We start from the raw sequence: 26,958 nt of genomic DNA on the forward strand, positions 1-26,958 counted from the left end.
CGCTTAATCACCTTAACCGTTATGACGAATCGCATCGACTGTCGCACGGTCACATTGTTTTACAAGCGCAATTAATAACTGTTTTGCCGCTTCATAGTCATCCACATGAATGATAGAAGCATGTGTATGAATATAGCGTGCACAAATGCCAATGACAGCCGAAGGAACACCACTATTTGCGACATGTACTCTGCCTGCATCTGTTCCCCCACCTGGTGAAATAAAATATTGGTATGGAATATTGTTCGTTTCCGCTGTATCTAAAATAAATTCGCGCATGCCGCGGTGAGTAATCATTGTACGATCATAAATGCGCACGAGCGCCCCTTTCCCAAGATGCCCGAACTCTTTTTCGTCTCCTGTCATGTCGTTCGCTGGGCTTGCATCTAGCGCAAAGAAAATATCTGGTTTAATCATCGTTGCTGCCGTTTGTGCACCGCGCAATCCGACTTCTTCTTGAACCGTTGCTCCAGAATATAATACGTTCGGCAACGTTTCATCTTTTAATTCCTTTAACAACTCGATCGCCAAGCCACAACCGTAACGATTATCCCATGCTTTCGCCATAATTTTTTTCTCGTTTGCCATCGGTGTAAACGGACAAAGCGGTACAATTTGTTGCCCCGGACGGATGCCCATGCGCTCTGCATCGGTACGGTCATCTGCTCCAACATCAATAAGCATATTTTTCATATCCATCGGCTTTTTTCGTTGCTCTTCATCAAGCAGATGAGGCGGGATCGAGCCGATGACTCCAACAATCGGACCTTGATCTGTTATGATTTGTACACGTTGAGCGAGCAGTACTTGACCCCACCAACCTCCAAGCGGTTGAAAGCGAATCATTCCTTGTTCTGTAATGGCAGTGACCATAAAACCCACTTCATCCATATGCCCTGCAACCATCACAACTGGACCATCTTCCGTTCCGCGCTTCACTCCAAAAATGCTCCCAAGCCGATCTTGCACAATTTCATCGGCATATTTTTGTAACTGTTCACGCATGAAGGCGCGCACCGCATGTTCATTTCCCGGTGCTCCCGGCAATTCCGTTAACGTTCGAAATAACTGCAAATCCATCGCTGTATCCCCTTTCTTTTCTCGCTATTTGTCATTGTAGCGAATTTTACATGTAGTTTCCACTCGAACAATTCGGTATACTAAAAGAAAAAGTGGAGGAATGCATATGCGCATGAAAACATTTCTTACCGGTATCGTTGTCGGTGCAACAGCAGCATACATATTTGACCAATGGCAACATAGACGTTTGATTTCATCTGAACAAGCGCTTCAAAAAGCGAAAGAAGCTTTTCAACAAACGGGTGACATTACAGGATCGTGGATTCAAACAACCGTTGAGATGATTGAAAAAAACGGGTTGCGCTATACTGTCTATCGAGGAGGAATCACTCGTCCAACCGATGCATATGAATGTCTCATTGATGCAAAAACAGGGACGATTATTGAAGCACGAAAATTGTAAAACCCAAGCAAAGCCGCTTGGGTTTATTGACGTTTAACGGATTCAACAATTTGAAACTCATCATTCCAACGAACAGCCCGATAGTACGCATCGTGATAAAATGTAAACCATGCGTTTTTTTCCATTCCATAGGCGAGCCATTTTTGCTTAGCAAAAATAGACGTCATCGGGTAATCATCGTATGCCATAACCCAAAGCGGATTTTGATGGGCGTGTGTCGGCATTAAGTCACCGAGATGAATGGCTGTTTCCCCTTCGGATGTGATCATAATGATCGCATGTCCGTCACTATGACCGCCTGTATGAATCATCGTTACCCCTGAAACGACTTCCAACTGTTCCGCAAACGTATCGACTTGATCAACAATGGCTTCCCAGTTTTCTTTCCAATACGTGTTGCGCGAGCGCATGTTTGGTTCTTTCATCTCCGCCCACTCTACCGCCGACGTAATAATGCGCGCACGTGGAAACGTTGGAACGAGCGTATCTCCTTCCCATGTTGTTAAACCGCTCGCATGATCAAAATGTAAATGTGTCATTAATACAACGTCAATGTCTTCAGGTGTTAAAGAAAGAAGCGCCAATTGCTCTATTAAAGAAGATTCTTCTGTTACCCCAAAGTTCCGCTTTTGTTTTTCATTCAGCTTTCCACGTCCAATACCCGATTCAATAAGTATGTTTTTCCCATCCACTTGCAATAAAATCGGATCCGTACGAAGTGGAATTTGATTTTGTTCGTTGCATGGGTATTTTTTCGTCCAAAGGGGCTTTGGTACAACACCAAACATCGCTCCCCCGTCTAAATGTGTAATTCCCCCATTCAACCACGTCATTGTTATTCGACCGATCGTTAATTTCTCCATCTTTTCTCCCCCTTGTCTTCTCTCATCATCCATTTTAACATTACGAAAATATTCAGAAAAGAAGAAAAACCTATGCCCAATTATGACATAGGTTTTCGATACTTCACTTCACAACGGTAAATCGGATTTCCTTTTTCTGAAAATTTTTGTTCATATTCAGTCATCACATTTCCTTCAAAATCACTTCGGTGAAGATCAAGGCTGACGTATTGAAGAACTAAACCGTATTGTGAAAAACTAACAAGGGAATATTCAAACAACCCACGGTTATCCGTTTTAAAATGAATTTCTCCCTCATCCATTAAAATATTTTCATATAACTCCAAGAACGAGCGATACGTTAGACGTCGTTTTTCATGGCGCTTTTTCGGCCACGGATCGGAGAAGTTCAAATAAATACGCTCTACTTCTCCTTTAGCAAAAATATTCGTTAAGTCTTTTGCATTGACATTTAATAAGCGCAAATTTGGCAAATCGTTCTCGATCAATTTGTCGAGGGCGCATACAATGACGCTCTCATATAACTCAATTCCAATATAGTTAATGTGAGGATTCATTTTTGCCATTTCGGTAATAAAACGGCCTTTCCCTGTCCCAATTTCAATATGAATCGGACGATCGTTTGAAAACAATTCATGCCAACGTCCTTTATATTGCTCTGGTTGTGGAATAATGTATTGCGGATATGATGCAATTTTTTCTTTCGCCCAAGGCTTATTTCGTAAACGCACGTCTCATCCTCCGTTTCTCTGTATATAAAAAGATAAAAATGGCCATATTATAAAGCGAATAGGGGGATGAACATGGCCATTAATCATGAACATCAATTAACTGTGTTAAAAGATATTTTATCGGAACATCACCTTGATCGTTCAGGAACCGTTTCAGAATGTGAACAAATTGAACGGCTCGCCAAATCGTTAATGACGAACGATGCTGTCCATTCTGAACTGAAACAAACATTGTCCCATATTTACACGTATAGTCAAAACGGCAAAAATGCAACCGATCTTTCTTTACACATCGATCAACACGAACAGCAACTTGCGAATTGGATGGATCAATTAACGTAGCACATGTTCAAGGAAATGCAACAGTCGTTGCATTTCCTTTTCATTATTCCGTCCTTTATGCCATGCAAGCAACGTAACCGTTTGAACAATCGTATACCATTTCATACGTAACTGTAATTGTTCATCGAACTCCATACCGTATTCTTCTAGCCAACTCGCCCACTGCTCTCTTGGAATGTAAGCATATAACAACATTCCGATATCAATCGCCGGATCCGCAATCATTGCGCTATCCCAGTCAATTAAATACAATTGATCATCTTCTGTTAACAGCCAGTTATTATGATTCATATCGCAATGACAAACGACATATTCCATACAATACACATCATCTACGTGTCGCTCTAAAAATGCCAATGCGTCCCGAACGGTCGGATGCGCCTTTAATTCAACGTATTCATTTTGCTTTACTTCCTCTAGCAAACGATGAGGTACTAAAGGTTTTTTACCAAGGCGCTCCATCATTCCCAACAATTCTTTCGAGCGATGAATTTTCCGAAGCAATTGAGCAACTTGTTTGCTAGTCATATCACTCGGCTTTAATTCACGCGCTTGTAAAAATTGTTGGGCGGTAATTACGTCTCCATTTTCCATTCGTTTCGTCCATACTAATTTTGGGACGATTCCTTCCGCTGATAAAACAGCTAAAAATGGTGAAGAATTGCGCTTTAAAAACAACTTCTTCCCATCGTACTCCGCAATATATGCATCCCCTGTCGCACCACCTGCCGGGGAAATTTCCCACTCCTTACCTAGTAACTGTTCCAAGTGAGCTCACCTTTCGACTTAGTCAAAATAAAAATTGCAATTGTCATCTTACTAGATTTTATCTTTCCCATCGTTTCCCCGTCAACATTCAATTAATACCCACGTCCCAATTCCATTAATTTCAATAAAGCGTTCGCACTTTTTCTCTACTTCTTCCCGATTTGAGCTGAAAACGACTTTCCATTTTCCTCTAGAAAGAGGTAATGTCGTTTTTTTCTCCTCATTATGATGAACGACAACAATTTGTTCCCATGGACCATACACACCCACATCGACAAGCTGATAGGCGATCACGGATGGATGGGTATCGTAAAACTTGATATGACGCCGAACTTGATCGGCAGTAAAAAAACGAAAAGCAGCATGTTTTTTACGAAGCGCAATAAGAGCCGCTATCTCTCGAATATCTTCTTCCCATTCACTTTTCCGCTCCCAATCGATTCGATTCACTTCATCAGGAGCGTTATAGCTGTTTTCAATCCCTTGTTTCGTTCGATAAAACTCTTGACCGCTGTGCAAAAATGGAATACCTTGGGATAATAAAACGATCGCGGTCGCTAGCTTTTGGCGCTTCCGACGAATATATTCGCTCTCATGCGCATTAGCAATCATCATTTTATCCCATAATGTATGGTTATCGTGACATTCGACATAATTGACACTTTGCCTTGGCGAAAAAAATAGATGAATGCTTCCTCGAATAACTTCCATTACCGCTTCCTTATATGAGCAATCTCCTAACGCAAATCCTTGATCGTGGACTTGAAACGTACTTCCTTTTACATAATCCCGAAATCGATCGTTAAAATAAGCAATACGAGGCGTATGTTTCGCGTTTGCAATCGTTGTCTTTTTTTCTTGAGGTAATGGAGTAGCTAACTCCCATCCCTCTCCAAGAACAAGAACAGTCGGATCAATTGCATCGATAGCTCGGCGAACGTCATTCATTGTGTCGATATCTAAAATGCCCATTAAATCGAAACGAAATCCATCGACACCATATTCACTTAGCCAATACGTCACCGAATCAACGATAAATTTTCGTACCATTTTCCGCTCAGATGCTAAATCATTCCCAACTCCTGTTCCATTCGATGGATAACCGTTTGATTCGTATCGGAAATAATAACCCGGTACAAGCTGTTCAAACGATGATGTTTCTCGAATATATACGTGATTATAGACGACGTCTAAAATGACGCGAATGCCTTCTTGTTGAAACGCACGAATCGCCTGCTTTAACTCGATGATACGTGCATATGGATCGGTTGGATCCGTCGCATAACTTCCTTCTGGAGCGTTGTAATGAACCGTGTTATATCCCCAGTTGTATTCAAATGGCTCGAGCTCATCCACTCCTTCGAAATCTTGCACAGGCATAAGTTGAACATGTGTCACACCGAGCTGTTTTACGTACGAAAGACCCGTCACCGTTCCGTTTGGTCCTAATGTGTCCTCCTCCGTTAAACCGAGATATTTCCCTTTATGTTCCACGCCACTTTTAGGATGGATCGTAAAATCACGAACATGCATTTCATAAATGATCGCATCCGTCATAGAAATAAACGGAGGCATCGTTGGTTTTTGTATGTTTGTCTTCGAAAGGTCAACAACAACACCGTATGTGCCGTTAACTGAAACTGCTTTTGCATAAGGATCCACTGCTTCTCGCCAAACAAAATTGATATATGTCTGATACGTATACAAAAAATATTCCATGTTTTCATAAACCGTATAAGTCCATACTCCTTTTTGTTCGCGCACCATGGCATAAGTTGTTTCTTCTTTCGTCTTCGGATGAGTAAGCTTTAATAACACCTTTGTTGCCGTCGGCGCCCACACTTTAAACGTCGTTTTCTCTGGTTTGTACGTTGCACCAAGATCATTTCCGTCATATGCGTATAAATCGTCAAACGCTTTTGTTCGCATCACCGCCCCTACCAGTAAAGGTGTTTGCCATCCTTCTTCGGTATAAACGACATATCGTTTCCCTAACGGAACGATAAAAGGGGCGAGACACTCATATTTTGTAAATGAGTGTTGTTTCTCACTTGAACGAACTGTTAAACGGTATGCTGTTTGTTCTTCATCGCATAAAAAAAATATTGGTGCACGTTCGTGAACAACATCGTTCGGTACCAAAATAGTAATTAACGTCAACTCATCTAAATAGGCTTCAAACGAGTGTTGTTTTGTCATCATTATCGGTCACCAACTTCCAGTTTTGAAGTCAATTATTTTTGTTGTAAAATGAACTCAATAAAAAAGAGGGGGAAAATCATGCATTCATGTATTTCATGTAGCGTTCCATTTCCGCTTTTACCATCTGGTTACTTACTTATTATGCAAGAAGAACAAAAAAAGTATTTATCCTTACCATAATTATAAAAAATCGAAAAAGAGGCTACGCTTCATTCGTCAGCCTCTTCTATTTCTTCAATAACGAGCGGATCGTAATAGCGTGCATCACAATATGTGAGCAATGATTGCGCCGCCTTCAGTTGCGTATGTTTCAATGGCATCGTCAACTGTCTGAGTGACATAAACCATGTCTCATAATGACGGCGATCGACGATATCAAGATCGCTCGGTGCGTAGCGATAATCAATATACCCTTCTCGATTAATCAACACTTTTTTGATCGGCATATCGACGGAAAATTGCTTATAAATCGTTTGAACAACTTTTTCCGTTCGATGAAGCGAAATCATCGGAGTGACGATTTTTCTCTCCACATCATCGACAATCTCCGTCCAAAAACGTTCAGCTGAGCCAACAATAATGTTATTTTTCCGTTCTTCCGTAAACGCAACGCACCACGTCGTTGTTGGACTAATCAAAATCGTATTAAGCTCGACAGGAGCTTTTTTTAATAAAAATACAGGCTTGTACATACATAAGTATGTATCTGGAAAACGTTGCAAAAAATATTTTAAATATACGTCATAATAATATTTCGGATCAATAACGGATTCTTCCGTTAACGTCGAGCTCGCCCAACGAATTTGCAGTTGAAACAGCTTTTCTAAAAATAATATTTTCAATTCTTCAATCGTTCTTGGTTCGGACGGAATAGAAAACATAAAGTCTTCCTCTTCTTGCGACCGTTCATTTTCATCCGTCACATCTTTTACTTTTTTCCGTTTCCATATTCGCTTAATCTTATCAAAAAGTGACGGTTCCTCTTCAAGCCATTTCCATGACTCATGTACATGCGACTCCACTTGTGGCACCAATTGACCCGTCTCCCATGCATGCTTCATTCGTTCCCATTGCTTCTTTTTTAAACGAATAAACTCGCTCGGATAATGATAAATATCTAGCTCGTAGCGCGAAATATAGTCTTGAAGCTTAATGAGCTGTCCCACGCCTTAACCTCCAGCAATCAATTGTTACTTTCATTCTACAACAAAAGCAACAACGGGCAAAGAAGTGAAGCGAAAATTGCACTTAATGTCATCGCTACCGAGCTAATCGCTGCTTCTTTTTTACCAATTTCAAGCGCTTTTGCAGTACCGATGCCGTGTGAAGCCGCTCCTAGTCCGCTCCCGACCCCTAAAGCTGTGGTCAGACGCAAGCGTTGAAAAATAGTCGGTCCAAACATGGCACCAAAAATCCCTGCAACCATGACATATACCGCTGCAAGCGTCGGTATACCGTCAATCAACTTTGCAATATCCATCGCAACAGGCGAAGTAACCGATTTCGGAATAATCGAGCGAACAACTCGTTCTGGTAAATGAAAAAGACGCGCTAATAATAAACCGCTACCCATTCCAATGATCGTCCCGAAAAATGTACTACATAACAACGGCCATAAAAACTGTTTTAACGTATGCCGATGTTGGTAAAGCGGCAAAGCTAGCGCGACAACGGCTGGTCCAAGCAAATGAACAAGCCATTTTCCTCCGCTCATATATTGTTCATACGACAAATGAAAAAGCGATAACATGATGATGATGACTACTGTGCTCGTAGCGATTGGCACAAGCAAAGGAAAATAAAAGCGAGCATACAATTTGCGCATCGCCATATACACGACAATCGTCCACAAAAGCATAATTGCGCCGATCATGCTCCTTTCACCTCATGCATTCGCTTTTGTTCACGTGTTTGTGCCCATTGACCGATGAAACCAGCAAACAACATGACGATCATTGTGCTCACGATGACAACGAAAATAGACCATATCCCTTTCCCTAAAAAAAGTTCAACATAATCAATGATGCCAACAGTTGCCGGAATAAACAAAAGTGTTAAATGAGACAAAAGCATGTTAGCACCACGGGAAATCCACTCTTCCTTCACCATTCCGGTCATTAACAATAAAAATAGCAACAACATCCCTATCATACTACCTGGAATAGGGATGTGTAGCAGTTGCTGAATAATTGAACCAAAAATATACAGCATATACAATACCCCGATTTGAATGACCGTAACCCCCATCTCTTCTCCCCCTGTTATTAAATTATGAAAGAGGAAAACGCATCAACGGCTTATATTTCGGCGTTTGATCCATATGTGTTTCGTATAGCACAACGTCGTGTACGAAAAAGCGAATGTCTTCTCCTTCAATCTTTCTCGGATATGTTTCAAGTGAGAACGGAAACGATCCGTTCCATTTTTTCGCCAACGTAATATGTGGCGTGAACGGTCGAGCATCAAGAGAAAAACCTATCTGCCGGCAAACGTCATACACATCTTGACGAAGGGAAAACAAACGGGACTCTTCTTTTACGCCATACCATAAAATACGAGAACCAAACGAATAAACTTCGCTCAGCTGTAACGAAAATGACTGATGTTTTCGAACTACTTTTGGCATATACCCTGCAATTTGTTTCCGCTCTTCTTCCGTTGTCCTCCCTAAAAATGCAAGTGTAATATGATAATCTTCTTCATGAACGAACAAACGAAATGGCGCTTTCCATTCAGATATAAAGCTATACAACTGCTTTTTTACTTCATTTGGCAAAGGTATTGCCAAAAAGTAATGCATATATCGTCCCACCTTTAATTTTCTAAATTTTATCAAAATTCATGTAGTTTTCGCAACGCCTTTTTTGACTGCCAAGCAAAAATGACCATTCCTCCAAATGTCAACAATCCAAAAAATAAATATACATGCTCGATTGTCCAACGTTCTAAAATATATCCACCTACAAATGTACAAAACCAACTACCCAGTCCATTTCCAACTGTCGCATAAAGCGATACAGCCGTCGTACGCACGTGTGCAGGGGTAATGTCACGCACATATTGAAGGGCAGCTGGAATAAACAAACCGACAGACGCCCCTTGTACAATTGTCGTGGCATACACGATCATTAAAGGTGGTTCAAAAAAATAAAACAACCAACGAGCACAAGACAAAGCTGTCGCAACGAATAACACATTCATCATCCCAAACTTTCGGACGACGCCGTCAGCAAATTTCATAAACGGCGCTTCACTTCCCGCCGCTAATAAAAAAGCAAGTCCTACCCCTGTAAGCGTTCCACCTAAATCAGTAATCAAAATGCCGAAATAAAAATTATTAGCATAAACGGGACCGAAAACAAGAAACGTCGTTAACAAAAATAAAAGAAACCGAGGAATATGAATTAACTCTTTCATTCCTTCTCGGATGTTCACTTTTGCACTTGACTGTTCTCGCGGCAACTTCCATGCAAGCACACTCGAAATAATGAGCAAAGCAACGAAAATGTAAAAAATAAAACGAAGATCGAACCACTCAGCTACTTGCCCAGCAACTGGAACAGCAGCAGCAAATCCAAGCGCACCCCAAAGACGGATCGATCCATATCGTTCATTCGCCTTTTGTACATAATGAAGCGTAATACTGTCAGACAATGGAACGATACCACTTTGCGTGACTGCAAGCAGTGCGGCAATCACAAGCAACCATGCATATGAATGAACGAACGAATACATAAAACCAAAAAAAGCTGTACCTAATAAAGATACGATTAACACTTGAACTGGCTTACGCGTATAATCGCTTATCATTCCCCAAATTGGCTGGATAAAAATCATAACGATCGGACTAATCGACATAATCATCCCGATTTCCGTTCCCGACAATCCGACTTCATCTTTTAAATACACAGATAATAATGGAAAAAGCGAGCCGAAACTAAAAAACTGCAAAAAGTAAAATATGCGAAAAATACGTGTATACACAAAAAATCCCCCATATCAATATAAAATGACGAAAAGTACCGTCATGATCGACGGCACTTTTCATTATAACATATTTTTGGAAATTGTCATTTTGCTAATTCATAAATCGCTTGGGCGTAAATGGCTGTTGCTTTAAGTAAATCATCGATAAACATATACTCATCTTTTTGGTGCGCAACATCTGGGCGATTTGGGAATAACGGACCAAACGCTACCCCTGCTTGTAAAGAACGCGCATATGTCCCCCCACCGATCGCAAGCAATGATGCTCGTTCTCCCATCTGTTCTTCATAAACGCGTTGCAACGTTTGAACGAGCGGATGGTCTTTTGCTACATAGTGGGGTGAAGAGTTAGAAAAGTTTGATAACGTAAAGTGATGACCGTTTGCGACTCGCTCGATCACTTCTTTCGTATGGGCAATGTCGCTCGTCACAGGGTAACGTAAATTGATACCCATCTTCCCACCATGCTCACTCGTATATGAAAGAACACCGACATTGATCGTTAAATCTCCTAATTCCTCATTTGTATGCGCAACCCCTAATTGCTTTCCGCGCGTATCTCCATAAAAGTATTGAGAAACGAAACGAACAAATTCGTTTGCTTGTGGATCGAGTGTTTCATCTGCTAAAAATTTTGCAAGCCATAGCCCTGCATTCACTCCGTTGTTTGGTTCCATCCCATGCGCAGAAACACCGCGAACACATAACTTCATCGTTTCGCCATCTACATACACCTCACCTTCAAGTGTGTGTACTTGTAAAAATTTGATAAAACGATCTTTCATATCGTTTCCGTTCGTTAACTGCAAAACAGCCTCTGCAAAATCAGGAACCATATTGTATCGACGACCGGCTTGAAATGAAAGAAGAACTGCATCCATTTGTTGATTCATTGGTTGTTGAATAAGATCAAAATCGGCAATGCCTTTTTCAGCGTAAATAATCGGAAAGTCGGCATCTGGGGCAAATCCGAGCGTCGGCATTGGCTCGGTTTGAAAATATCGTTCGACGCATTGCCAATCGCTTTCTTCGTCTGTTCCAATAATCATGCGCACGCGTTTAGATAATGGTAATCCAAGCTCTTTTACAATTTTCATTGCATAAAAGGCAGCAATCGTCGGCCCTTTATCATCTAATGCACCACGTGCGTAAATTTTCCCATCTACAATCGTTGCCCCAAACGGATCAAACGTCCATCCGTCACCAGCAGGAACAACGTCAACATGACATAAAATACCAACCATCTCTTCTCCATGACCCATTTCAATATGTCCAGCCAACCCATCAACGTTTTTCACAACAAATCCTTCTTCTTCCCCACGTTTCAACATGTAACAAAGTGCTTCATACACTTCTTTTCCTAGCGGGGCTTCTTCTGTTGCTGTTTGTTCATTGCGTACACTCGGAATACGCAAAAATGTTTGTAAATCTTGCAAAAGCGCTTTTTCTCGCTTCTTCACTTCTTCCATCCAGTTCATACTCGTCATCACTTTCACCTTTCCTTAAGAAAAATATGGTATTAATTGTGTAAATATTGTGTAAAATTCAGCAAATTTATAGCATTTTTCGTATGTTTTCGTGTAAAATAAATAGTGAGACATCTAGTTTTTCATCTTTGTTGTACCATGCGAATGATGTGACGATAGGGAGTGATCATTTGAAACCATCTACCGATCGCATGCTAACCCGTATTAAGTCCGTCTACATGTTCATTAATGAGAGAGGGACAGTGACAACGCAAGAGCTCGTGGACGAATTCGGCATTACTCCACGAACGATTCAGCGGGATTTAAACGTGTTAGCATACAACGACTTAATTCACAGCCCTAGCAAAGGTAAATGGACAACAACTAAAAAAAGAGTGAAGATGTCGTCATAACGAAATGGATATAGACGGAACCTGAGCGGTGCAGGTTCCTATTTTTTGTCTTCTCCTTTTAATAAAGCAATTTCTTCATCTGTCAATTCACGATACTCTCCCGGTTCTAACGTTTCATCAAGCGGGATTGGCCCCATTTGTATGCGCTTTAAGTAAATGACACGTTTACCGACCGCTTGAAACATTCGTTTAATTTGATGAAACTTTCCTTCTGTAATTGTAATTCGTACGTCTGAACGCAAACCCGAGCGGATGACCACAAGCTCTGCCGGCTTTGTTTCGTATCCATCATCGAGCACAACACCGCGTTGAAAAGCGACAACATCATCTTCAGTCACTTCCCCATCAATAATTGCTTCATATATCTTCGGCACATGTTTTTTCGGCGACAGTAGCTGATGGGCAAGTTGTCCATCATTTGTTAACAACAATAGCCCTTCCGTATCTTTGTCAAGCCGTCCGACAGGAAATGGATTGAACATACGATCTTCCTCTTCTAACAAGTCAACAACCGTTTCTTCCACCGCATCTTCCGTTGCTGAAATGACCCCTTTTGGCTTGTTCATCATTAAATAAATGAACGGTTTATACTCCACTTCTTCTCCCCACACAGTGACAACTTGTGCTTTTGGATCGACATGTATTTTTGCATCTTTAACGATCGTTCCATCGACTTTGACAACGCCTGCTTTCAATAATTTTTTCACTTCTTTTCTCGTTCCATAGCCCATATTTGCTAACAGTTTATCAATTCGCAGCACTAAAACCCCTCCAAATGTTTTTCATTTTTAGGCGTTCGTCCATACATCGATGTCAATTGTCACATATACTGCCTACGTAACAACTAAAGCGAAAGGAGTTTTCTAAATGGACGAACGCCAACAACAGCAACAACAAATGCCGGGCATGCCGTATTACGGAGGCTCTCCGTTTACACCGGGATTTCCGATAGGATTTCCAGGAACACCAGGATTTCCGGGTACACCAAATTTTCCAAGTGGTTCCCTTGAACGCCGTGTTGATCGCCTTGAGCGCATAACAGAACGTCAACAACAACAAATTAACAATTTAAACCGACGTCTCCAACGCGTTGAGCGCCAGCTCGGATTCCCGTTTAGCAGCGACTTCTAATACAAAGGAGAAGGCTATGACACAGCCTTCTTTTCTTTTTTTCTAAAAAATGAAAACCGATTTCCAAATAACGCATATAACAAGTTCGAACGTTCACTTAAATAAAAATAAACAGCTGCTCCGATTCCCCCACCACATGCAACAATAATCACCGATTGGATCATGCTACCGTTGTAATGAAGGAAACGATCGAGGAGCTTCACAATCGGCCAAACGACTGCGCACATCATTGTCGTCAAAATTCCCATAAACAATACACGCTTGGCAACAAAATGATACCGATAATTTGTATAACGCTGAATAACCCATAAGTTTAACCCGACCGATAAAGCATATCCGATTGTCGTTGCCAAAATAGCCCCTACCGTTTCAAACGAAACGATCAGTATATAGTTAAACAACAATTTAAACAAAAGCCCAATCGTTAAACTAATTACAGTAAATTTTTGTTTATTAATTCCTTGCAAAATAGCTGCTGTCACAGAAAATAAGGCAAAGAAAATAGCTGTTGGCGCATATGCCCGCAACACTTCCGTTCCTAGTGGATCATAGCTATAAAACGCAGCATATACGTATTCAGATAAAAGAGCCATGCCAATAACTGCAGGCAACGTAATAAACATAACGACTTGAAACGTGTCGTTTAAATATTTTCGTAACCGCTTGCTTTCCCCTTGCACGTAAGCTTTCGTAATGGTGGGAATAAGCGTTAAGCTAAACGACGTTGCTAACGTGACCGGAATAATGACGAGTTTTTGCGCCCATACGTTAAAAATACCGTATGCGTCCTCAGAAATCGCACCGAGCCCGATACTTGCCATCGCTTTATTAAACGTAAATTGGTCAATCAATTGATATAATGGCATCGCTAAGCCAACAAAAGCAAAAGGCGCAGCATAGGCGATCAATTCTTTATACATTTCTGTTAATGACATATGGACCGTGCCACGATCTTGTTTTAATAGTTCATCTAAAAACGATTTCCGCTTAAACCAATACATAAATAAAACAGCTAGTCCACCAACGGCACCGATAAATGCTGCAAACGTCGCCACTTGAATAGCCGTCACAAGTGAGCCATCGAAAATGCGCAGCACGATGTAGCTACCCGCAAGCAAAAAGACGATGCGTACAAGTTGTTCAACAACTTGCGACAACGCTGTCGGCCCCATTGACTCATGCCCTTGAAAAAAACCACGAATTAAACTCATCATCGGCACAAGCAATAAAGCGAAACTGACTGCACGAATGACAGAAGTGACATCAGCAATGGAATTGCCATGTCCGTCATCATTGACAACGAACGGTGCTAATAGCGGTGCACTCATATACAAAACAAGCCAAGCGAGGAACCCTGTAATTGCCATTAACGTTATCCCTGAACGAAACAATTTTCGGCCAATCGCATATTCTCCAAGTGCATTGTATTTCGAGACAAACTTTGATACCGCAAGCGGCACCCCCATCGTTGCAATACTAATAAACAACGTATATGGAACGTAACCGTACGAATAAAGCGCTCCCCCTTGTTTCCCAACAAGCTGATAAAATGGGAAGACATATATAAGACCTAATATGCGCGATAAAAACACGCCTCCCGTTAAAATAAATGTGCCTCTTAACAACTTTGATGATGACATATTATCCCTTCCTTAACGGATTCATTGCTTCACTTATTTTAGCACACTTTTTTCTTTTTCATAAAATCATTATAATCATAACAGAAAGGGCGTGAAAGTGATGACATATGATGTTATAGTCATCGGTGGAGGACCGTCAGGACTCATGGCAGCCATCGCCGCTGGGGAACGAAGTAAGCGTGTGCTCCTCCTTGATAAGGGAGATAAGCTCGGACGAAAATTAGCTATTTCTGGCGGCGGGCGTTGCAATGTGACAAATAGACGACCAGTCGATGAACTTATTCAACACATTCCAGGGAACGGTCGTTTTTTATATGGCGCATTTTCAATGTTTAATAATGAAGATATTATTCGCTTTTTTGAACGACTCGGTGTTCCGTTAAAAGAAGAAGACCACGGTCGTATGTTTCCGGTGAGCGATAGTGCGCAATCTGTCGTACAAGCCCTTCTTCGCGAGTTAAAACGATTGCGCGTCGACATTCGCGTCCATACCCCTGTAAAAGATATTGAATATAAAGACGGGGCTGTTTATGGCGTGAGGCTACAAACAGGGGAAGTCATTCAAACGAAAGCAGTTGTCGTCGCCGTCGGAGGGAAATCTGTGCCACATACCGGTTCGACAGGGGACGGCTACGCATGGGCAGAAAAAGCTGGACATACGATTACAGAACTGTTTCCAACCGAAGTGCCGATTGTTTCACATGAACCATTTATTCAAAAGCGAACGTTACAAGGATTATCACTACGCGATGTAGCATTAAGTGTGTTAAACGAAAAAGGAAAACCAATCGTCACACATCGAATGGATATGATTTTTACACATTTTGGTATTTCTGGGCCCGCTGCACTACGATGTAGCCAGTTCGTTGTGAAACAGTTAAAAAAACAGCCTTCTACGATCATGACAATCGATGCACTGCCAGACGAAAAAGAAGAGACATTATTTCAACGTATTGTGCACACGATGAAAGAGGAGCCGAAAAAAACGATAAAAACTATTGTCAAGGGAACGATCTCTCTCCCAGAGCGATATGTATTGTTTTTATTAGAACAGACGAAGATCGATCCACAAACGGTCGCAAGCACACTCAGTCGTGAGAAAGTGCGGATGTTCGTTTCGTTATTAAAAAAATTTTCTTTTTCCGTACATGGCACGTTGCCGCTTGAAAAAGCGTTCGTCACAGGTGGAGGAGTATCCGTCAAAGAAGTCCACCCGAAAGAAATGGCATCCAAGCTGATGAATGGTCTTTATTTTTGTGGGGAAATTTTAGATATTCACGGCTATACAGGTGGCTATAATATTACCGCAGCGCTCGTGACCGGTCGGCTTGCAGGTATGCATGCTGCTATGTATGCAAACCAATAAGATCGCCGATCAAGCGATCTTATTGGTTCCTTCTATGTTATACAAGTTCTCCATTCCAGCCAAGCATGCCATCAATGACGTTACAAACATCATACCCATGTGCCTCTAAATAACGGCAAACGTGTTCACTACGCACGCCAGAACGACAAATAATCACATATGTTTTCTGTTTGTCTAGTTCACTCATTCGTTCAGGAATGTCCCCCATTTTTATATGAATCGCTGATGGAATCATTCCGAAAGCGACTTCTTCATCTTCGCGTACATCAATGATATGGACACGCTCTCCCGTTTGCATTATTTGTTTTAATTGAGCGGCTGTCATTTCTTTCATCAATCTCTTCCTTTCTTTAGCGAAAGCCCCCCGCCACATGTGCGAGAGGCTTTGTACATTAATTTGCAACAATGTTCACTAATTTTCCTGGTACAGCGATCACTTTACGCACCGTTTTTCCTTCAATTTGTTCTTTAATTTTTTCGTCTTCCATCGCCAATTGTTCAAGTTGCTCTTTCGTTGCATCTGCAGGAACGTGTAATTTCGCACGCACTTTTCCGTTTACTTGAATGACGATTTCAACTTCATCTTCAACTAATTTCGCTTCATCATATGCTGGCCAAGCTTCATATGCAATCGTATTGTTATGTCCAAGCTTCTCCCATAATTCCTCAGCAATATGAGGACAAACTGGCGACAATAACTTCACGAATCCTTCCATATACACTTTCGGTAATACAGGCGCTTTATATGCTTCATTAATAAACACCATTAACTGTGAAATCGCTGTATTGAAACGAAGCGCTTCGTAATCTTCGGTTACTTTTTTCACTGTTTGATGATATACGCGCTCAAGCGTATCTGTTTCTGGATTGTCAACGATTTTTGGATTTAATTCACCGTTTTCTTCAACAAATAAGCGCCATACGCGATCTAAAAAGCGACGTGCACCGTCAAGCCCCTTTGTCGACCATGCAATCGATGCTTCTAAAGGCCCCATAAACATTTCGTATAAACGTAATGTGTCCGCCCCATGACTTTCAACAATATCGTCTGGATTGACGACATTTCCTTTTGATTTGCTCATTTTTTCATTATTTTCCCCAAGAATCATTCCTTGGTTAAATAGCTTTTGGAATGGCTCTTTTGTCGGTACAACGCCAATATCATATAAAAACTTATGCCAAAAACGCGCGTATAACAAGTGCAATACAGCATGTTCTGCCCCACCAATATAGATGTCAACAGGTAGCCATTTTTCTAGTTTTTCAGGATCGGCTAATTGTTTATCGTTATGCGGATCGATGTAACGCAAGTAGTACCAGCAGCTTCCTGCCCACTGTGGCATCGTATTCGTTTCGCGGCGACCTTTTTTGCCTGTTTTCGGGTCAACAACGTTCACCCATTCTTCGATGTTTGCTAGTGGAGACTCTCCTGTGCCTGACGGTTTAATTTCATCTGTCTTCGGCAACACAAGCGGCAACTCTTCCTCTGGCACTGGTGTCATCGTTCCGTCTTCCCAATGGATAATCGGAATCGGTTCGCCCCAATAACGTTGTCGGCTAAATAACCAATCGCGAAGGCGATACGATACTTTTTTCTCTCCTTTTCCGTTGGCCTCTAGCCATTCGATCATTTTTTTCGTTGCTTCTTCTTTATTTAAACCGTTTAAGAAATCAGAGTTCACATGTTCCCCATCGCCTGTGTACGCTTCTTTTGAAATGTCGCCACCGGCAACGACTTGTTTGATCGGCAAATTGAATTTTTTCGCAAATTCATAATCTCGCTCATCATGCGCTGGTACCGCCATGATGGCGCCTGTACCGTAGCTCATTAGCACGTAATCAGCGATCCAAATCGGCAATTTTTCCCCATTGGCTGGGTTGATCGCGTAAGCTCCTGTAAATACACCTGTTTTTTCTTTCGCTAAATCGGTGCGCTCAAGATCGCTTTTGCTTTGAATTTGTTTTAAATAAGCTTCAACCGCTTCTTTTTGCTCAGGTGTTGTAATTTTCTCAACGAGCGGATGTTCAGGGGCAAGCACCGCATAAGTGGCTCCAAATAACGTATCTGGACGCGTTGTAAACACCGTAAACGTTTCATCATGTCCATCAACTTGAAAATGAATATTTGCTCCTTCTGAACGGCCGATCCAGTTGCGTTGCATTTCTTTTATGCTTTCAGGCCAGTCTAATTCTTCTAAATCTTCAAGTAAACGGTCCGCATATGCCGTAATGCGAAGCATCCATTGTTTCATCGGCTTACGAATGACTGGGTGTCCCCCGCGCTCGCTTTTTCCATCGATCACTTCTTCATTCGCTAATACCGTTCCTAATGCTGGGCACCAGTTGACCGGCACTTCATCCATGTACGCTAATCCTTTTTCATATAGCTTTAGGAAAATCCATTGTGTCCATTTGTAATAGTTTGGATCAGTTGTATTCACTTCGCGATCCCAGTCATATGAAAAACCGAGCGATTTAATTTGACGGCGGAAGTTGTTAATATTTTTTTCTGTAAATTCGGCTGGATCATTTCCTGTATCCAGTGCGTATTGCTCCGCTGGCAATCCGAACGCATCCCACCCCATCGGATGCAATACGTTATACCCTTGCATGCGTTTCATGCGCGCTAAAATGTCCGTCGCTGTGTATCCTTCTGGATGACCAACGTGCAATCCCGCCCCTGATGGATACGGGAACATGTCAAGCGCATAAAACTTTCGCTTTCCGTCGTCTTCTGTCGTTTTAAACGTTTTATTTTCTTCCCAATACTTTTGCCATTTTTTTTCGATTTCTCGATGATTAAAACTCACGTGACAAACCTCCTTTTAATCCATTTTTAACAAAAATGAAAAACAAAAAACCTCCCATCCCAAAAAGGGACGAGAGGATTCTCCCGCGGTACCACCCTTGTTAGCGCACGAATCGTGCACTCACTTTCATCATTAACGCAGATTCACGGCGCATGCTACTTCATTCGCACACGCGACTCCAAGGCGAGTTCGTAAACAAACTTCGGTTGACTCGCACCACCCGTCAACTCTCTGCATGCCATTTGTTTACTACTACTCCTTTTCACCGTCATTTTCCATTATTTCGTTATACACATTATTTTAAAAAATTTACACCCTCGTTGCAAGTGTATTTAAGCATGGCTGCTCAATCATATAGATGATACACATGATACAAAAAGTATAAAATAATTAAAAATATTTCAGGTAGTTATTTTATTATGATTAGGTTATTATACACTAAAATGAAAGGGAGTTGACAATAAATGATGAAAAAATTTTTTCTCATCTTCTCTATTCTCATCAGTTTTCTTATTCTCGGATGCCAGTCGGAACAAATGAAAAAATTTATTGTTTTCGGGAAATGGGACGGTGTATATGTAGCAAAAAAAGATGCTCCTTTTGTTCTTAACTTCATTTTATTAAGTGACAGCTCTCTAACAAACGTGACATCTATCGATTTTCCCGGAATCTCACACGCAATCGATGACATGCAATATGATCTTATCAAAGGTGATAAATACAAAGACTTTCAATTATTTAATATCGCTGTAAATTTACGTTTAAAAGAGGTAAGTAGCGCGACACTATCTAAAATAACTCTCATATTTGATCAAAAATATAAAGAGACATTCCCGATCGGTCAAATCAAGTTAGCTGTAGACGAGAAAGAAATATTTACTCCACAAAATGAGTATGTGACAGCTTATCCAAATACGCAATTTTTTCAAGCAAAGCTGAAAAACATTTCAGAACATACGATTCAAATAAAGGGTGTAACTGTAGAAAACACTTATTTACAGACAAAAGATGTAAAAATAAACGATAAATCAGAAAAACGGAGTGTAAGTCCAAACGAAACAATAAATATGTATTTTACTCTTGCTGAAAAGGCAGAACAAAACGCTCACTTTTATATTGTTTCACCAAAAATTGAATATGAATTAGCAGGAAAAGCATCAAGCACATATATTGATCCTGTTTTTTACGGGGTGACAAACCTTACTAAAGAAAAACTAGACAATATTTTTTTAAAAAACTGAGTGATTCCCCACCCGGAGCATGTCCGAGTGGGGAAATTACGTTTCATTATGATATTCCGCTTTTGCTTCTTGCCCTTTTTTCACATTCCTTTGTTTCACTTCTTTTACCGGATCACCGAAATCTTTCGCATGCAACGTTTTTTGTTCTGGATTGTTTTGTTTCGAACGTTTTTTCATCGTTTTCCTCCTAGTGACGAAGTAAAATCATATCGTTTTGTAATTGTTCAAGCTGCAGGCGCATGCGATGCAATTGCTCGCGCTGTTGGGCGTTACAACTTAACGAAAAATGCGCCAAATCGGTCACGGCATGTTCGAGCATTTGCTGGGCTTTTACATATTCTGTATCGTTATAATGTTCAAGCTTGCTTGCTTCTGTATATTGCTCTTTTGCATAGCGAAGCACATCTTCACAATGCTGCAAAAATTCATCCATCGACTGTCTTGTTGCCATACGCATCCCTTCCTTTCTTTCGTATCGCTTTATAGTTTGTACATTTTCTTGTCATTTATCACAGCACCGTTGAGTTTCTCGCTTGAAACGTGCTACAATGCTAAAATGATGCGAGGTGATAAACATGAATCCTTTTCCATATACAAACGACAAGAAACGATACCATACATGGAATTATCATTTACGCCAAACGTTCGGTGAAAAAGTGTTTAAAGTGTCGCTTGATGCAGGATTTGATTGTCCGAATCGTGATGGCACCGTCGCGTATGGCGGTTGCACATTTTGTAGCGCTGCCGGTTCCGGTGATTTTGCAGGTAGACGAACGGACGACTTAGTAACGCAATTTCATACGATTAAAGAAAAAATGCATACGAAATGGAAAGATGGCAAATACATCGCCTATTTTCAAGCGTTCACAAATACGCATGCACCCGTTGACGTCTTGCGTGAAAAATTCGAAACGGTGTTACATTTAGAAGGTGTCGTCGGTTTATCAATCGCTACACGCCCCGATTGTTTACCTGACGATGTCGTTGACTATTTAGCCGAATTGAATGAGCGAACGTATTTATGGGTCGAGCTTGGCTTGCAAACCGTTCATGAACAAACGGCTACTTTAATTAATCGCGCACATGACTTTTCGTGCTATGTAGAAGGAGTACAAAAGCTACGTAAACATGGCATTCGTGTTTGTGCCCATATTATTAACGGATTACCGCTTGAAACGTATGACATGATGATGGAAACAGCAAAGACGGTCGCTCATTTAGATGTGCAAGGGATTAAAATCCATTTGCTTCATTTGTTAAAAGGAACGCCGATGGTGAAACAATATGAAAAAGGAATGCTTCGCTTTTTAACGTTCGATGAGTATGTTCAACTCGTTTGTGATCAGTTAGAAGTATTACCGCCAGAAATGATTGTTCATCGGATTACAGGGGACGGCCCTATCGATTTAATGATCGGTCCGATGTGGAGCGTCAATAAGTGGGAAGTGTTAAATGCCATCGATGCTGAATTGGAGCGACGCAATAGTTATCAAGGGAAAAAATATGTGCGAAAGGAAGAAAGATGATGAAACTGATGCGCATTTTGCCGTTTGCGCGCTCGCTTATCGACTTAGCAGTCAAAGAGGGCGATATCGTCGTCGATGCAACGGTTGGTAACGGCCACGATACGCTTTATTTAGCGGAACGTGTTGGCCAGTCTGGACATGTGTTCGGGTTCGACATTCAAGCGCAAGCGATTGAAAATACGACAAAACGATTGCACGAACATCATATGGAAACACGTGTCACGCTCGTGCAAGCAAGCCACGCGGAACTTCATGCACATATCCCTTCCGAATATAAAGGACGCATTACCGGAGCGATGTTTAATCTCGGTTATTTGCCCGGGGGAGATAAACAAATTGTCACAAAGCCAAACTCAACGATTGCTGCGATTGAACAATTGCTTGAGATCATGGCCCCTGAAGGAATCATCGTTCTCGTCATTTACCACGGTCATCCCGAAGGAGCAATCGAACGTGATGCCCTTTTGCAATACGTTTCAACAATCGATCAACAACGTGCACACGTCGTACGATACGAATTTATAAATCAAATCAATCATCCACCGTTTATTGTTGCGATTGAGAAGAGGTAAAAAAGTAGCGATCGGTTCTCCCTATCGCTACTTTTGTTTTGTTAGTGAAATATGTCTTCTAAATGAACAAACAAGCTTCCATGATACATCCGTTTTCTTACGCATACATCCATCTTTGCCATTTTCGATACATTCGGCCATTCCAGTAAAAGAAGTGGGATGTCATGCCGCCAGAACGCAACAATTGTTTCGCTAGCTTACGAATGGTTTCTTGCTCATGCACTTTTTCATCTGATAAATATAATCCGAGCAAGCCACGATGAATAAAGCGATGAAATTCACGATGTGGCAATTGTGCAATATGGCGATCTGCCTCTTCAATGAAATGACGTAAACGAGCAAATAGCGTCTCCTCATTCGGATAATAAAAGCAAAAATTTAAATCTCCACCTTGTCGGTCTTCCTCTTGATCAATGAAATAATCAAGCAAAATGTGCAGCCCTTGTACGTATGGAAAATAGCTGTTGCGCACACGTTGTGCAAGAAGCTGATCGAACGCATCGTTGCAGGCGTAAGCAACTAGACAAAAAATACCGAGCGTTGAACCAGAACAAGCGGAAAATTCGTACCACTCCATTTTCGGCAACGATGCTTCATGTTTAGCGAACCATTGCTTCAAGCGCGGAATGCGCTCTTCTTTTTTTACATGTTTATGTACTTGTAAGTCACAATAATATGATGCAAGTTCATGTAAAAATGGAGCGATCACTTCATAATGTTGAACTCCTCCCAACATTTCTTGGCACGTATCGACAAGAGCATGCAAATAGCCATCGTCATCTTGTTCGGCACGATAACGATAATATGCCTCTTTTTTTGCTCCAATAGTTAACGCATGGATCATTGAATCGTGCAACGCACGAAAGTCAGTCGGATCAAGCGACGTACTGCGATCGCATAAATTATCGAGGTAATCGCTAATCGTTTGATAAGCAACGATAAAACGAATGCATCGCTCCATTTCTTTTCCCGCCAGTAAAGCTAAAATCGCGCCCCCTTCGCAATGAAACGTTTTTGTTGCGATACTCGCTAACGCCTGTTTGCGCAATTCTTCATCTGGAATAGCTTCTGCTCTTTTTTTCCAAACGGCTAGTTCCCGGTGAACAAGCGGAAAAACGCGATGATAGACAGCTCGCATTAGACTAAACGGATTTGTTGGAACGTTCAATGAGTTCACCCCTTTGCAGCTGCAAAGTTAAAAACGTATGGGCATATAAAAATACTTGTTCACGTTCAAGTTCGTTAAAAATCTCGTGATATAGTTTTGGCCATTCTTTATACACTTTTTCACTTACCGTCAACTGATCAAACCATGATTTCACTGCACTTTTATCGACAATTTTATCATCTCCCGCCTGCATGACAAGCATCGGAACGTCTGGTAAGTCCGCAATTTTATCATGAGCAATCCGAATGGCTTTGACTAGCTCACGATACCAGCGAACAGACACTTTCGTCACGTATAATGAATCGTTTTTATCCATCTCACGCACTTCTTCATTTCGAGTCGCCATCTCCACCGTTAACCCTGATGGAAAACGCTTTTTCGGATGAATGACATTTAAAATGTGCGAAGCGATTTCAAGTGCTTTGGACGGATAGTGAACGAGCCCTAAACATGGAGAAGATAAAATGACACCGCGCACAGGAAGACGCTTTTCTTGCAATGTACGAATGACGACGAGCCCCCCCATGCTGTGACCGAGTAAAAAAACAGGCTGTTCATACACGCTTGCTTCATGCACCCAACTGGCAACCGCTTCGATATATTCGTCAAAGGAATCAATATGTCCTCTTCGACTGCGTGATGTCGTTCCTTGCCCTGGTAAATCTCCTGCAACAACATGAAAACCGTGCATGCGAAACATTTCAATAAGCCATTTATATCGTCCATGATGCTCAGCCGCACCGTGAACGATCACGATCGTTCCTTTTGCATTTTCTCCTTCCCATTTCCACATATACACCCCTCCTTTATGTTTACGAATAGCCGAAAAATTTGTACACTAAATATAACAAAACGAAACGAAAGGGACGAGTGAAATGATTTATCCATATAAAGAACATACACCAAACATCGCACGTTCTGCTTTCATCGCCGATTACGTCACTATTACAGGTGATGTAACAATTGGAGAGGAAACGAGTGTTTGGTTTAACACTGTCATTCGTGGAGATGTCGCACCAACGATCATCGGCAACCGTGTAAACATCCAAGACAACTCTGTCCTTCACCAAAGCCCAAACAATCCACTGATCATTGAAGATGATGTCACCGTCGGACATCAAGTCATTTTGCATAGTGCGATCATCAAAAGAGGCGCACTCATCGGCATGGGTTCGATCATCTTAGACGGTGCCGAAATTGGTGAAGGTGCGTTTATCGGCGCTGGCAGCCTCGTTCCACAAGGAAAAAAAATCCCGCCACGCACACTTGCATTCGGTCGTCCTGCGAAAGTGATTCGTGAATTAACTGAAGAAGATGAGCGTGAAATGGCACGCATTCGTCGCGAATATGTCGAAAAAGGACAATATTATAAATCACTTCAAGTAAACAAACCACGCGACAAATAAGCGTGGTATTTTTACATTGTTTTATTATTGACTTCACATATGTATTTTATCATAAAATCAGGGGGATTTGCTTATGTTACGAAAATGGTACGATTGGGAGTGCAAGTTGTTTTACAGCATTAATCGTTATTTTGATCAAAAATGGCTAAACACCTATTTTCGTTCAATTACACACGTTGGAGGGGCTACATTTTCAATTACATCGGTTATGCTAGCCATTTGGCTATTGCGGGATGAATGGCGCGATACTGCTATCGCAAGTGCGATCGCCTTAGCACTCAGCCATATTCCTGTCGCAATGATGAAAAAAATATATCCTCGCAAACGACCGTATATTTCACTGCATAAAACGAAAGTAACAAAAAACCCATTAACTGACCATTCATTTCCATCAGGACATACGACTGCAATATTTTCTGTCATCGTCCCATTTTTACTATACGCCCCGTCATTAACAATCTGGCTCTTGCCGATCGCATGTAGCGTTGCTATTTCGCGCATTTATTTAGGGCTTCATTATCCTTCTGATGTACTTGCTGGTTGTATGCTCGGTACGTTATTTGGTATTGCTTCATTTTCTGTTCTTACTTAAAAAATAGGAAAGGAGAGCTACATCTTGTAACTCTCCTCTTTTCCTTACTTCGCTAACTCTAATGCTTGTTGTTTTAACGCTTCTGCTTTATCTGTACGCTCCCAAGGGAGATCAATATCTGTGCGACCAAAGTGGCCGTAAGCAGCTGTTTGTTTGTAAATTGGACGGCGAAGGTCAAGCATTTTAATAATGCCTGCTGGGCGAAGATCAAAGTTGTTGCGCACCACTTCAATTAATACATCTTCAGACACTTTGCCTGTGCCGAACGTGTCGATTGAGATCGATACAGGTTGTGCCACACCGATCGCATATGCTAATTGCACTTCACATTTATCTGCAAGGCCTGCTGCGACAATGTTTTTCGCTACGTAACGAGCCGCATATGCTGCCGAGCGGTCTACTTTCGTTGGGTCTTTTCCTGAGAAAGCCCCACCGCCGTGACGAGCATAACCACCGTAAGTGTCAACGATAATTTTGCGTCCTGTTAACCCTGCGTCACCTTGTGGACCACCGATGACGAAACGACCTGTTGGGTTAATGAAATATTTTGTATTTTCATCGATCAACTCCGCTGGAACGACAGGTTGAATAACATGTTCTTTAATGTTGCGCACAATTTGATCTTGCGTAATTTCTGGATGATGTTGTGTGGAAACAACGATCGTATCAATGCGTACAGGTTTGCCGTTTTCATCATACTCCACTGTCACTTGCGTTTTTCCGTCCGGGCGTAAGTATGGTAAAATGTCCTCTTTACGCACTTCTGCTAAACGGCGCGCAAGCTTATGGGCAAGTGAAATTGGAAGCGGCATAAGCTCTTTCGTTTCGTTGCACGCGAAGCCAAACATTAATCCTTGGTCTCCTGCACCGATCGCCTCGATTTCTTCATCTGTCATTTGTCCTTCACGAGCTTCTAACGCTTTGTCAACACCCATCGCAATATCTGGAGATTGTTCATCAATGGATGTTAATACGGCGCACGTATCTGCGTCAAAACCGTATTTTGCACGCGTATAGCCAATTCCACGAATCGTTTCACGGACAATTTTCGGAATATCTACATATGTAGATGTTGTAATTTCTCCGCTCACTAAAACAAGTCCTGTTGTTACACTCGTTTCGCACGCAACACGCGCATTTGGATCATTTGCTAAAATCGCATCTAAAATCGCATCGGAAATTTGGTCACAAATTTTATCCGGATGCCCTTCCGTTACAGATTCAGATGTAAACAGACGACGTTTAGGCATT

Annotated in this window: 30 protein-coding genes and 1 other annotated feature; of the genes, 10 read left to right on the plus strand and 20 right to left on the minus strand. The window is 41.5% G+C overall.

Translation table 11 applies throughout. The features are described 5' to 3' along the window. Positions 1–12: 12 nt before the first annotated feature. Complete coding sequence (locus LD028_RS17370) at positions 13–1,080, minus strand: M42 family metallopeptidase (RefSeq protein WP_237812521.1); 1,068 nt, start codon at positions 1,078–1,080, stop codon at positions 13–15. 106 nt (positions 1,081–1,186) lie between these two features. Between LD028_RS17370 and LD028_RS17375 the strand changes: the two genes are divergently transcribed. After that, positions 1,187–1,483, plus strand: a complete 297-nt coding sequence (locus LD028_RS17375; RefSeq protein ID WP_226373799.1) for a PepSY domain-containing protein — start codon at positions 1,187–1,189, stop codon at positions 1,481–1,483. A 23-nt stretch (positions 1,484–1,506) separates the two neighbouring features. On the opposite strand, the gene LD028_RS17380 is transcribed toward LD028_RS17375, so the two are convergent. Together LD028_RS17380 and trmB are read right to left on the minus strand one after the other, a co-directional pair. Then, positions 1,507–2,346 (minus strand): YtnP family quorum-quenching lactonase, encoded by an 840-nt coding sequence (locus tag LD028_RS17380; protein ID WP_077429256.1) that lies wholly within the window; start codon positions 2,344–2,346, stop codon positions 1,507–1,509. An 80-nt stretch (positions 2,347–2,426) separates the two neighbouring features. Further along, entirely contained in the window at positions 2,427–3,077 is a 651-nt protein-coding gene (trmB, locus tag LD028_RS17385; RefSeq protein ID WP_237812522.1) for a tRNA (guanosine(46)-N7)-methyltransferase TrmB, read from the minus strand. 72 nt (positions 3,078–3,149) lie between these two features. Between trmB and LD028_RS17390 the strand changes: the two genes are divergently transcribed. Continuing rightward, positions 3,150–3,419, plus strand: a complete 270-nt coding sequence (locus LD028_RS17390) for a YtzH-like family protein (protein ID WP_237812523.1) — start codon at positions 3,150–3,152, stop codon at positions 3,417–3,419. Here the strand turns inward: LD028_RS17390 and LD028_RS17395 are convergent. The 8 genes from LD028_RS17395 to pepV all read right to left on the minus strand — a co-directional run bounded on the left by LD028_RS17395 (position 3,411) and on the right by pepV (position 11,863). Next, positions 3,411–4,187, minus strand: coding sequence for a phosphotransferase family protein (locus LD028_RS17395; RefSeq protein WP_237812524.1), 777 nt, complete (start codon positions 4,185–4,187; stop codon positions 3,411–3,413). The genes LD028_RS17390 and LD028_RS17395 overlap by 9 nt on opposite strands. A gap of 81 nt (positions 4,188–4,268) precedes the next feature. Next, positions 4,269–6,389: a type I pullulanase gene (gene pulA, locus LD028_RS17400; RefSeq protein WP_237812525.1), complete on the minus strand. Its 2,121-nt coding sequence runs from the start codon at positions 6,387–6,389 to the stop codon at positions 4,269–4,271. 209 nt (positions 6,390–6,598) lie between these two features. Beyond that, positions 6,599–7,555: an NERD domain-containing protein gene (locus LD028_RS17405; protein WP_237812526.1), complete on the minus strand. Its 957-nt coding sequence runs from the start codon at positions 7,553–7,555 to the stop codon at positions 6,599–6,601. A gap of 35 nt (positions 7,556–7,590) precedes the next feature. After that, on the minus strand, positions 7,591–8,262 hold the full coding sequence (locus LD028_RS17410; protein WP_237812527.1) for an LrgB family protein: 672 nt from the start codon (positions 8,260–8,262) through the stop codon (positions 7,591–7,593). Continuing rightward, positions 8,259–8,636, minus strand: coding sequence for a CidA/LrgA family protein (locus LD028_RS17415; protein WP_237812528.1), 378 nt, complete (start codon positions 8,634–8,636; stop codon positions 8,259–8,261). The genes LD028_RS17410 and LD028_RS17415 overlap by 4 nt, the downstream gene beginning before the upstream one ends. A 22-nt stretch (positions 8,637–8,658) precedes the next feature. Continuing rightward, entirely contained in the window at positions 8,659–9,189 is a 531-nt protein-coding gene (gene thpR, locus LD028_RS17420; protein ID WP_237812529.1) for an RNA 2',3'-cyclic phosphodiesterase, read from the minus strand. A 32-nt stretch (positions 9,190–9,221) separates the two neighbouring features. Next, a complete protein-coding gene (locus LD028_RS17425) occupies positions 9,222–10,373 on the minus strand; it encodes an MFS transporter (protein ID WP_237812530.1) in 1,152 nt (383 codons plus the stop codon). A gap of 86 nt (positions 10,374–10,459) precedes the next feature. Next, entirely contained in the window at positions 10,460–11,863 is a 1,404-nt protein-coding gene (gene pepV / locus LD028_RS17430) for a dipeptidase PepV (RefSeq protein ID WP_237812585.1), read from the minus strand. A gap of 170 nt (positions 11,864–12,033) precedes the next feature. Here pepV and LD028_RS17435 point away from each other — a divergent pair, with 170 nt between their 5' ends. Beyond that, positions 12,034–12,255: a DeoR family transcriptional regulator gene (locus LD028_RS17435; RefSeq protein WP_012574138.1), complete on the plus strand. Its 222-nt coding sequence runs from the start codon at positions 12,034–12,036 to the stop codon at positions 12,253–12,255. A gap of 38 nt (positions 12,256–12,293) precedes the next feature. Here the strand turns inward: LD028_RS17435 and LD028_RS17440 are convergent, their stop codons facing one another. Further along, on the minus strand, positions 12,294–13,016 hold the full coding sequence (locus LD028_RS17440) for a pseudouridine synthase (RefSeq protein ID WP_309240419.1): 723 nt from the start codon (positions 13,014–13,016) through the stop codon (positions 12,294–12,296). Positions 13,017–13,122: 106 nt separating this feature from the next. On the opposite strand from LD028_RS17440, the gene LD028_RS17445 reads away from it, so the two are divergent. Further along, a complete protein-coding gene (locus tag LD028_RS17445) occupies positions 13,123–13,386 on the plus strand; it encodes a hypothetical protein (protein WP_237812531.1) in 264 nt (87 codons plus the stop codon). 14 nt (positions 13,387–13,400) lie between these two features. Here the strand turns inward: LD028_RS17445 and LD028_RS17450 are convergent, their stop codons facing one another. Further along, positions 13,401–15,026, minus strand: coding sequence for a putative polysaccharide biosynthesis protein (locus LD028_RS17450; protein ID WP_237812532.1), 1,626 nt, complete (start codon positions 15,024–15,026; stop codon positions 13,401–13,403). Positions 15,027–15,126: 100 nt separating this feature from the next. Here LD028_RS17450 and LD028_RS17455 point away from each other — a divergent pair, with 100 nt between their 5' ends. Beyond that, positions 15,127–16,392: a BaiN/RdsA family NAD(P)/FAD-dependent oxidoreductase gene (locus LD028_RS17455; RefSeq protein WP_237812587.1), complete on the plus strand. Its 1,266-nt coding sequence runs from the start codon at positions 15,127–15,129 to the stop codon at positions 16,390–16,392. 37 nt (positions 16,393–16,429) lie between these two features. Here LD028_RS17455 and LD028_RS17460 read toward each other — a convergent pair whose 3' ends face one another. Both LD028_RS17460 and leuS read right to left on the minus strand, forming a co-directional pair. Further along, complete coding sequence (locus LD028_RS17460) at positions 16,430–16,726, minus strand: rhodanese-like domain-containing protein (RefSeq protein ID WP_077429243.1); 297 nt, start codon at positions 16,724–16,726, stop codon at positions 16,430–16,432. 58 nt (positions 16,727–16,784) lie between these two features. Continuing rightward, a complete protein-coding gene (gene leuS, locus LD028_RS17465; protein ID WP_237812533.1) occupies positions 16,785–19,202 on the minus strand; it encodes a leucine--tRNA ligase in 2,418 nt (805 codons plus the stop codon). 62 nt (positions 19,203–19,264) lie between these two features. Beyond that, positions 19,265–19,477 (minus strand) — a binding site (T-box leader). A 189-nt stretch (positions 19,478–19,666) separates the two neighbouring features. Here leuS and LD028_RS17470 point away from each other — a divergent pair. Next, entirely contained in the window at positions 19,667–20,443 is a 777-nt protein-coding gene (locus tag LD028_RS17470) for a hypothetical protein (protein WP_237812534.1), read from the plus strand. 36 nt (positions 20,444–20,479) lie between these two features. Here LD028_RS17470 and LD028_RS17475 read toward each other — a convergent pair whose 3' ends face one another. Then, the gene (locus tag LD028_RS17475) at positions 20,480–20,620 is read right to left on the minus strand and encodes a hypothetical protein (protein WP_237812535.1); all 141 of its coding nucleotides are present in this window, start codon (positions 20,618–20,620) and stop codon (positions 20,480–20,482) included. Positions 20,621–20,630: 10 nt separating this feature from the next. Continuing rightward, positions 20,631–20,894 (minus strand): YtzC family protein, encoded by a 264-nt coding sequence (locus LD028_RS17480; protein ID WP_003397789.1) that lies wholly within the window; start codon positions 20,892–20,894, stop codon positions 20,631–20,633. Positions 20,895–21,018: 124 nt separating this feature from the next. On the opposite strand from LD028_RS17480, the gene mnmL reads away from it, so the two are divergent. Together mnmL and mnmM are read left to right on the plus strand one after the other, a co-directional pair. Then, on the plus strand, positions 21,019–21,969 hold the full coding sequence (gene mnmL / locus LD028_RS17485) for a tRNA modification radical SAM protein MnmL/YtqA (protein ID WP_237812536.1): 951 nt from the start codon (positions 21,019–21,021) through the stop codon (positions 21,967–21,969). Next, a complete protein-coding gene (gene mnmM / locus LD028_RS17490) occupies positions 21,969–22,541 on the plus strand; it encodes a tRNA 5-(aminomethyl)-2-thiouridylate-methyltransferase MnmM (protein ID WP_035020069.1) in 573 nt (190 codons plus the stop codon). The genes mnmL and mnmM overlap by 1 nt, the downstream gene beginning before the upstream one ends. A 97-nt stretch (positions 22,542–22,638) precedes the next feature. Here mnmM and LD028_RS17495 read toward each other — a convergent pair whose 3' ends face one another. Together LD028_RS17495 and LD028_RS17500 are read right to left on the minus strand one after the other, a co-directional pair. Then, positions 22,639–23,709, minus strand: coding sequence for a tetraprenyl-beta-curcumene synthase family protein (locus LD028_RS17495; protein WP_237812537.1), 1,071 nt, complete (start codon positions 23,707–23,709; stop codon positions 22,639–22,641). Then, on the minus strand, positions 23,684–24,502 hold the full coding sequence (locus tag LD028_RS17500) for an alpha/beta hydrolase (protein ID WP_171700371.1): 819 nt from the start codon (positions 24,500–24,502) through the stop codon (positions 23,684–23,686). The genes LD028_RS17495 and LD028_RS17500 overlap by 26 nt, the downstream gene beginning before the upstream one ends. A gap of 82 nt (positions 24,503–24,584) precedes the next feature. Between LD028_RS17500 and LD028_RS17505 the strand changes: the two genes are divergently transcribed. After that, positions 24,585–25,115, plus strand: coding sequence for a gamma carbonic anhydrase (locus LD028_RS17505; RefSeq protein ID WP_237812538.1), 531 nt, complete (start codon positions 24,585–24,587; stop codon positions 25,113–25,115). A 73-nt stretch (positions 25,116–25,188) separates the two neighbouring features. Continuing rightward, entirely contained in the window at positions 25,189–25,707 is a 519-nt protein-coding gene (locus LD028_RS17510) for a phosphatase PAP2 family protein (protein WP_237812539.1), read from the plus strand. A gap of 44 nt (positions 25,708–25,751) precedes the next feature. Here LD028_RS17510 and metK read toward each other — a convergent pair whose 3' ends face one another. After that, complete coding sequence (metK, locus tag LD028_RS17515) at positions 25,752–26,957, minus strand: methionine adenosyltransferase (RefSeq protein ID WP_237812540.1); 1,206 nt, start codon at positions 26,955–26,957, stop codon at positions 25,752–25,754. Between the last annotated feature and the right edge of the window lies 1 nt (position 26,958).

Source organism: Anoxybacillus sp. LAT27 (genome assembly GCF_022030075.1).
Classification (GTDB): domain Bacteria; phylum Bacillota; class Bacilli; order Bacillales; family Anoxybacillaceae; genus Anoxybacillus; species Anoxybacillus kestanbolensis.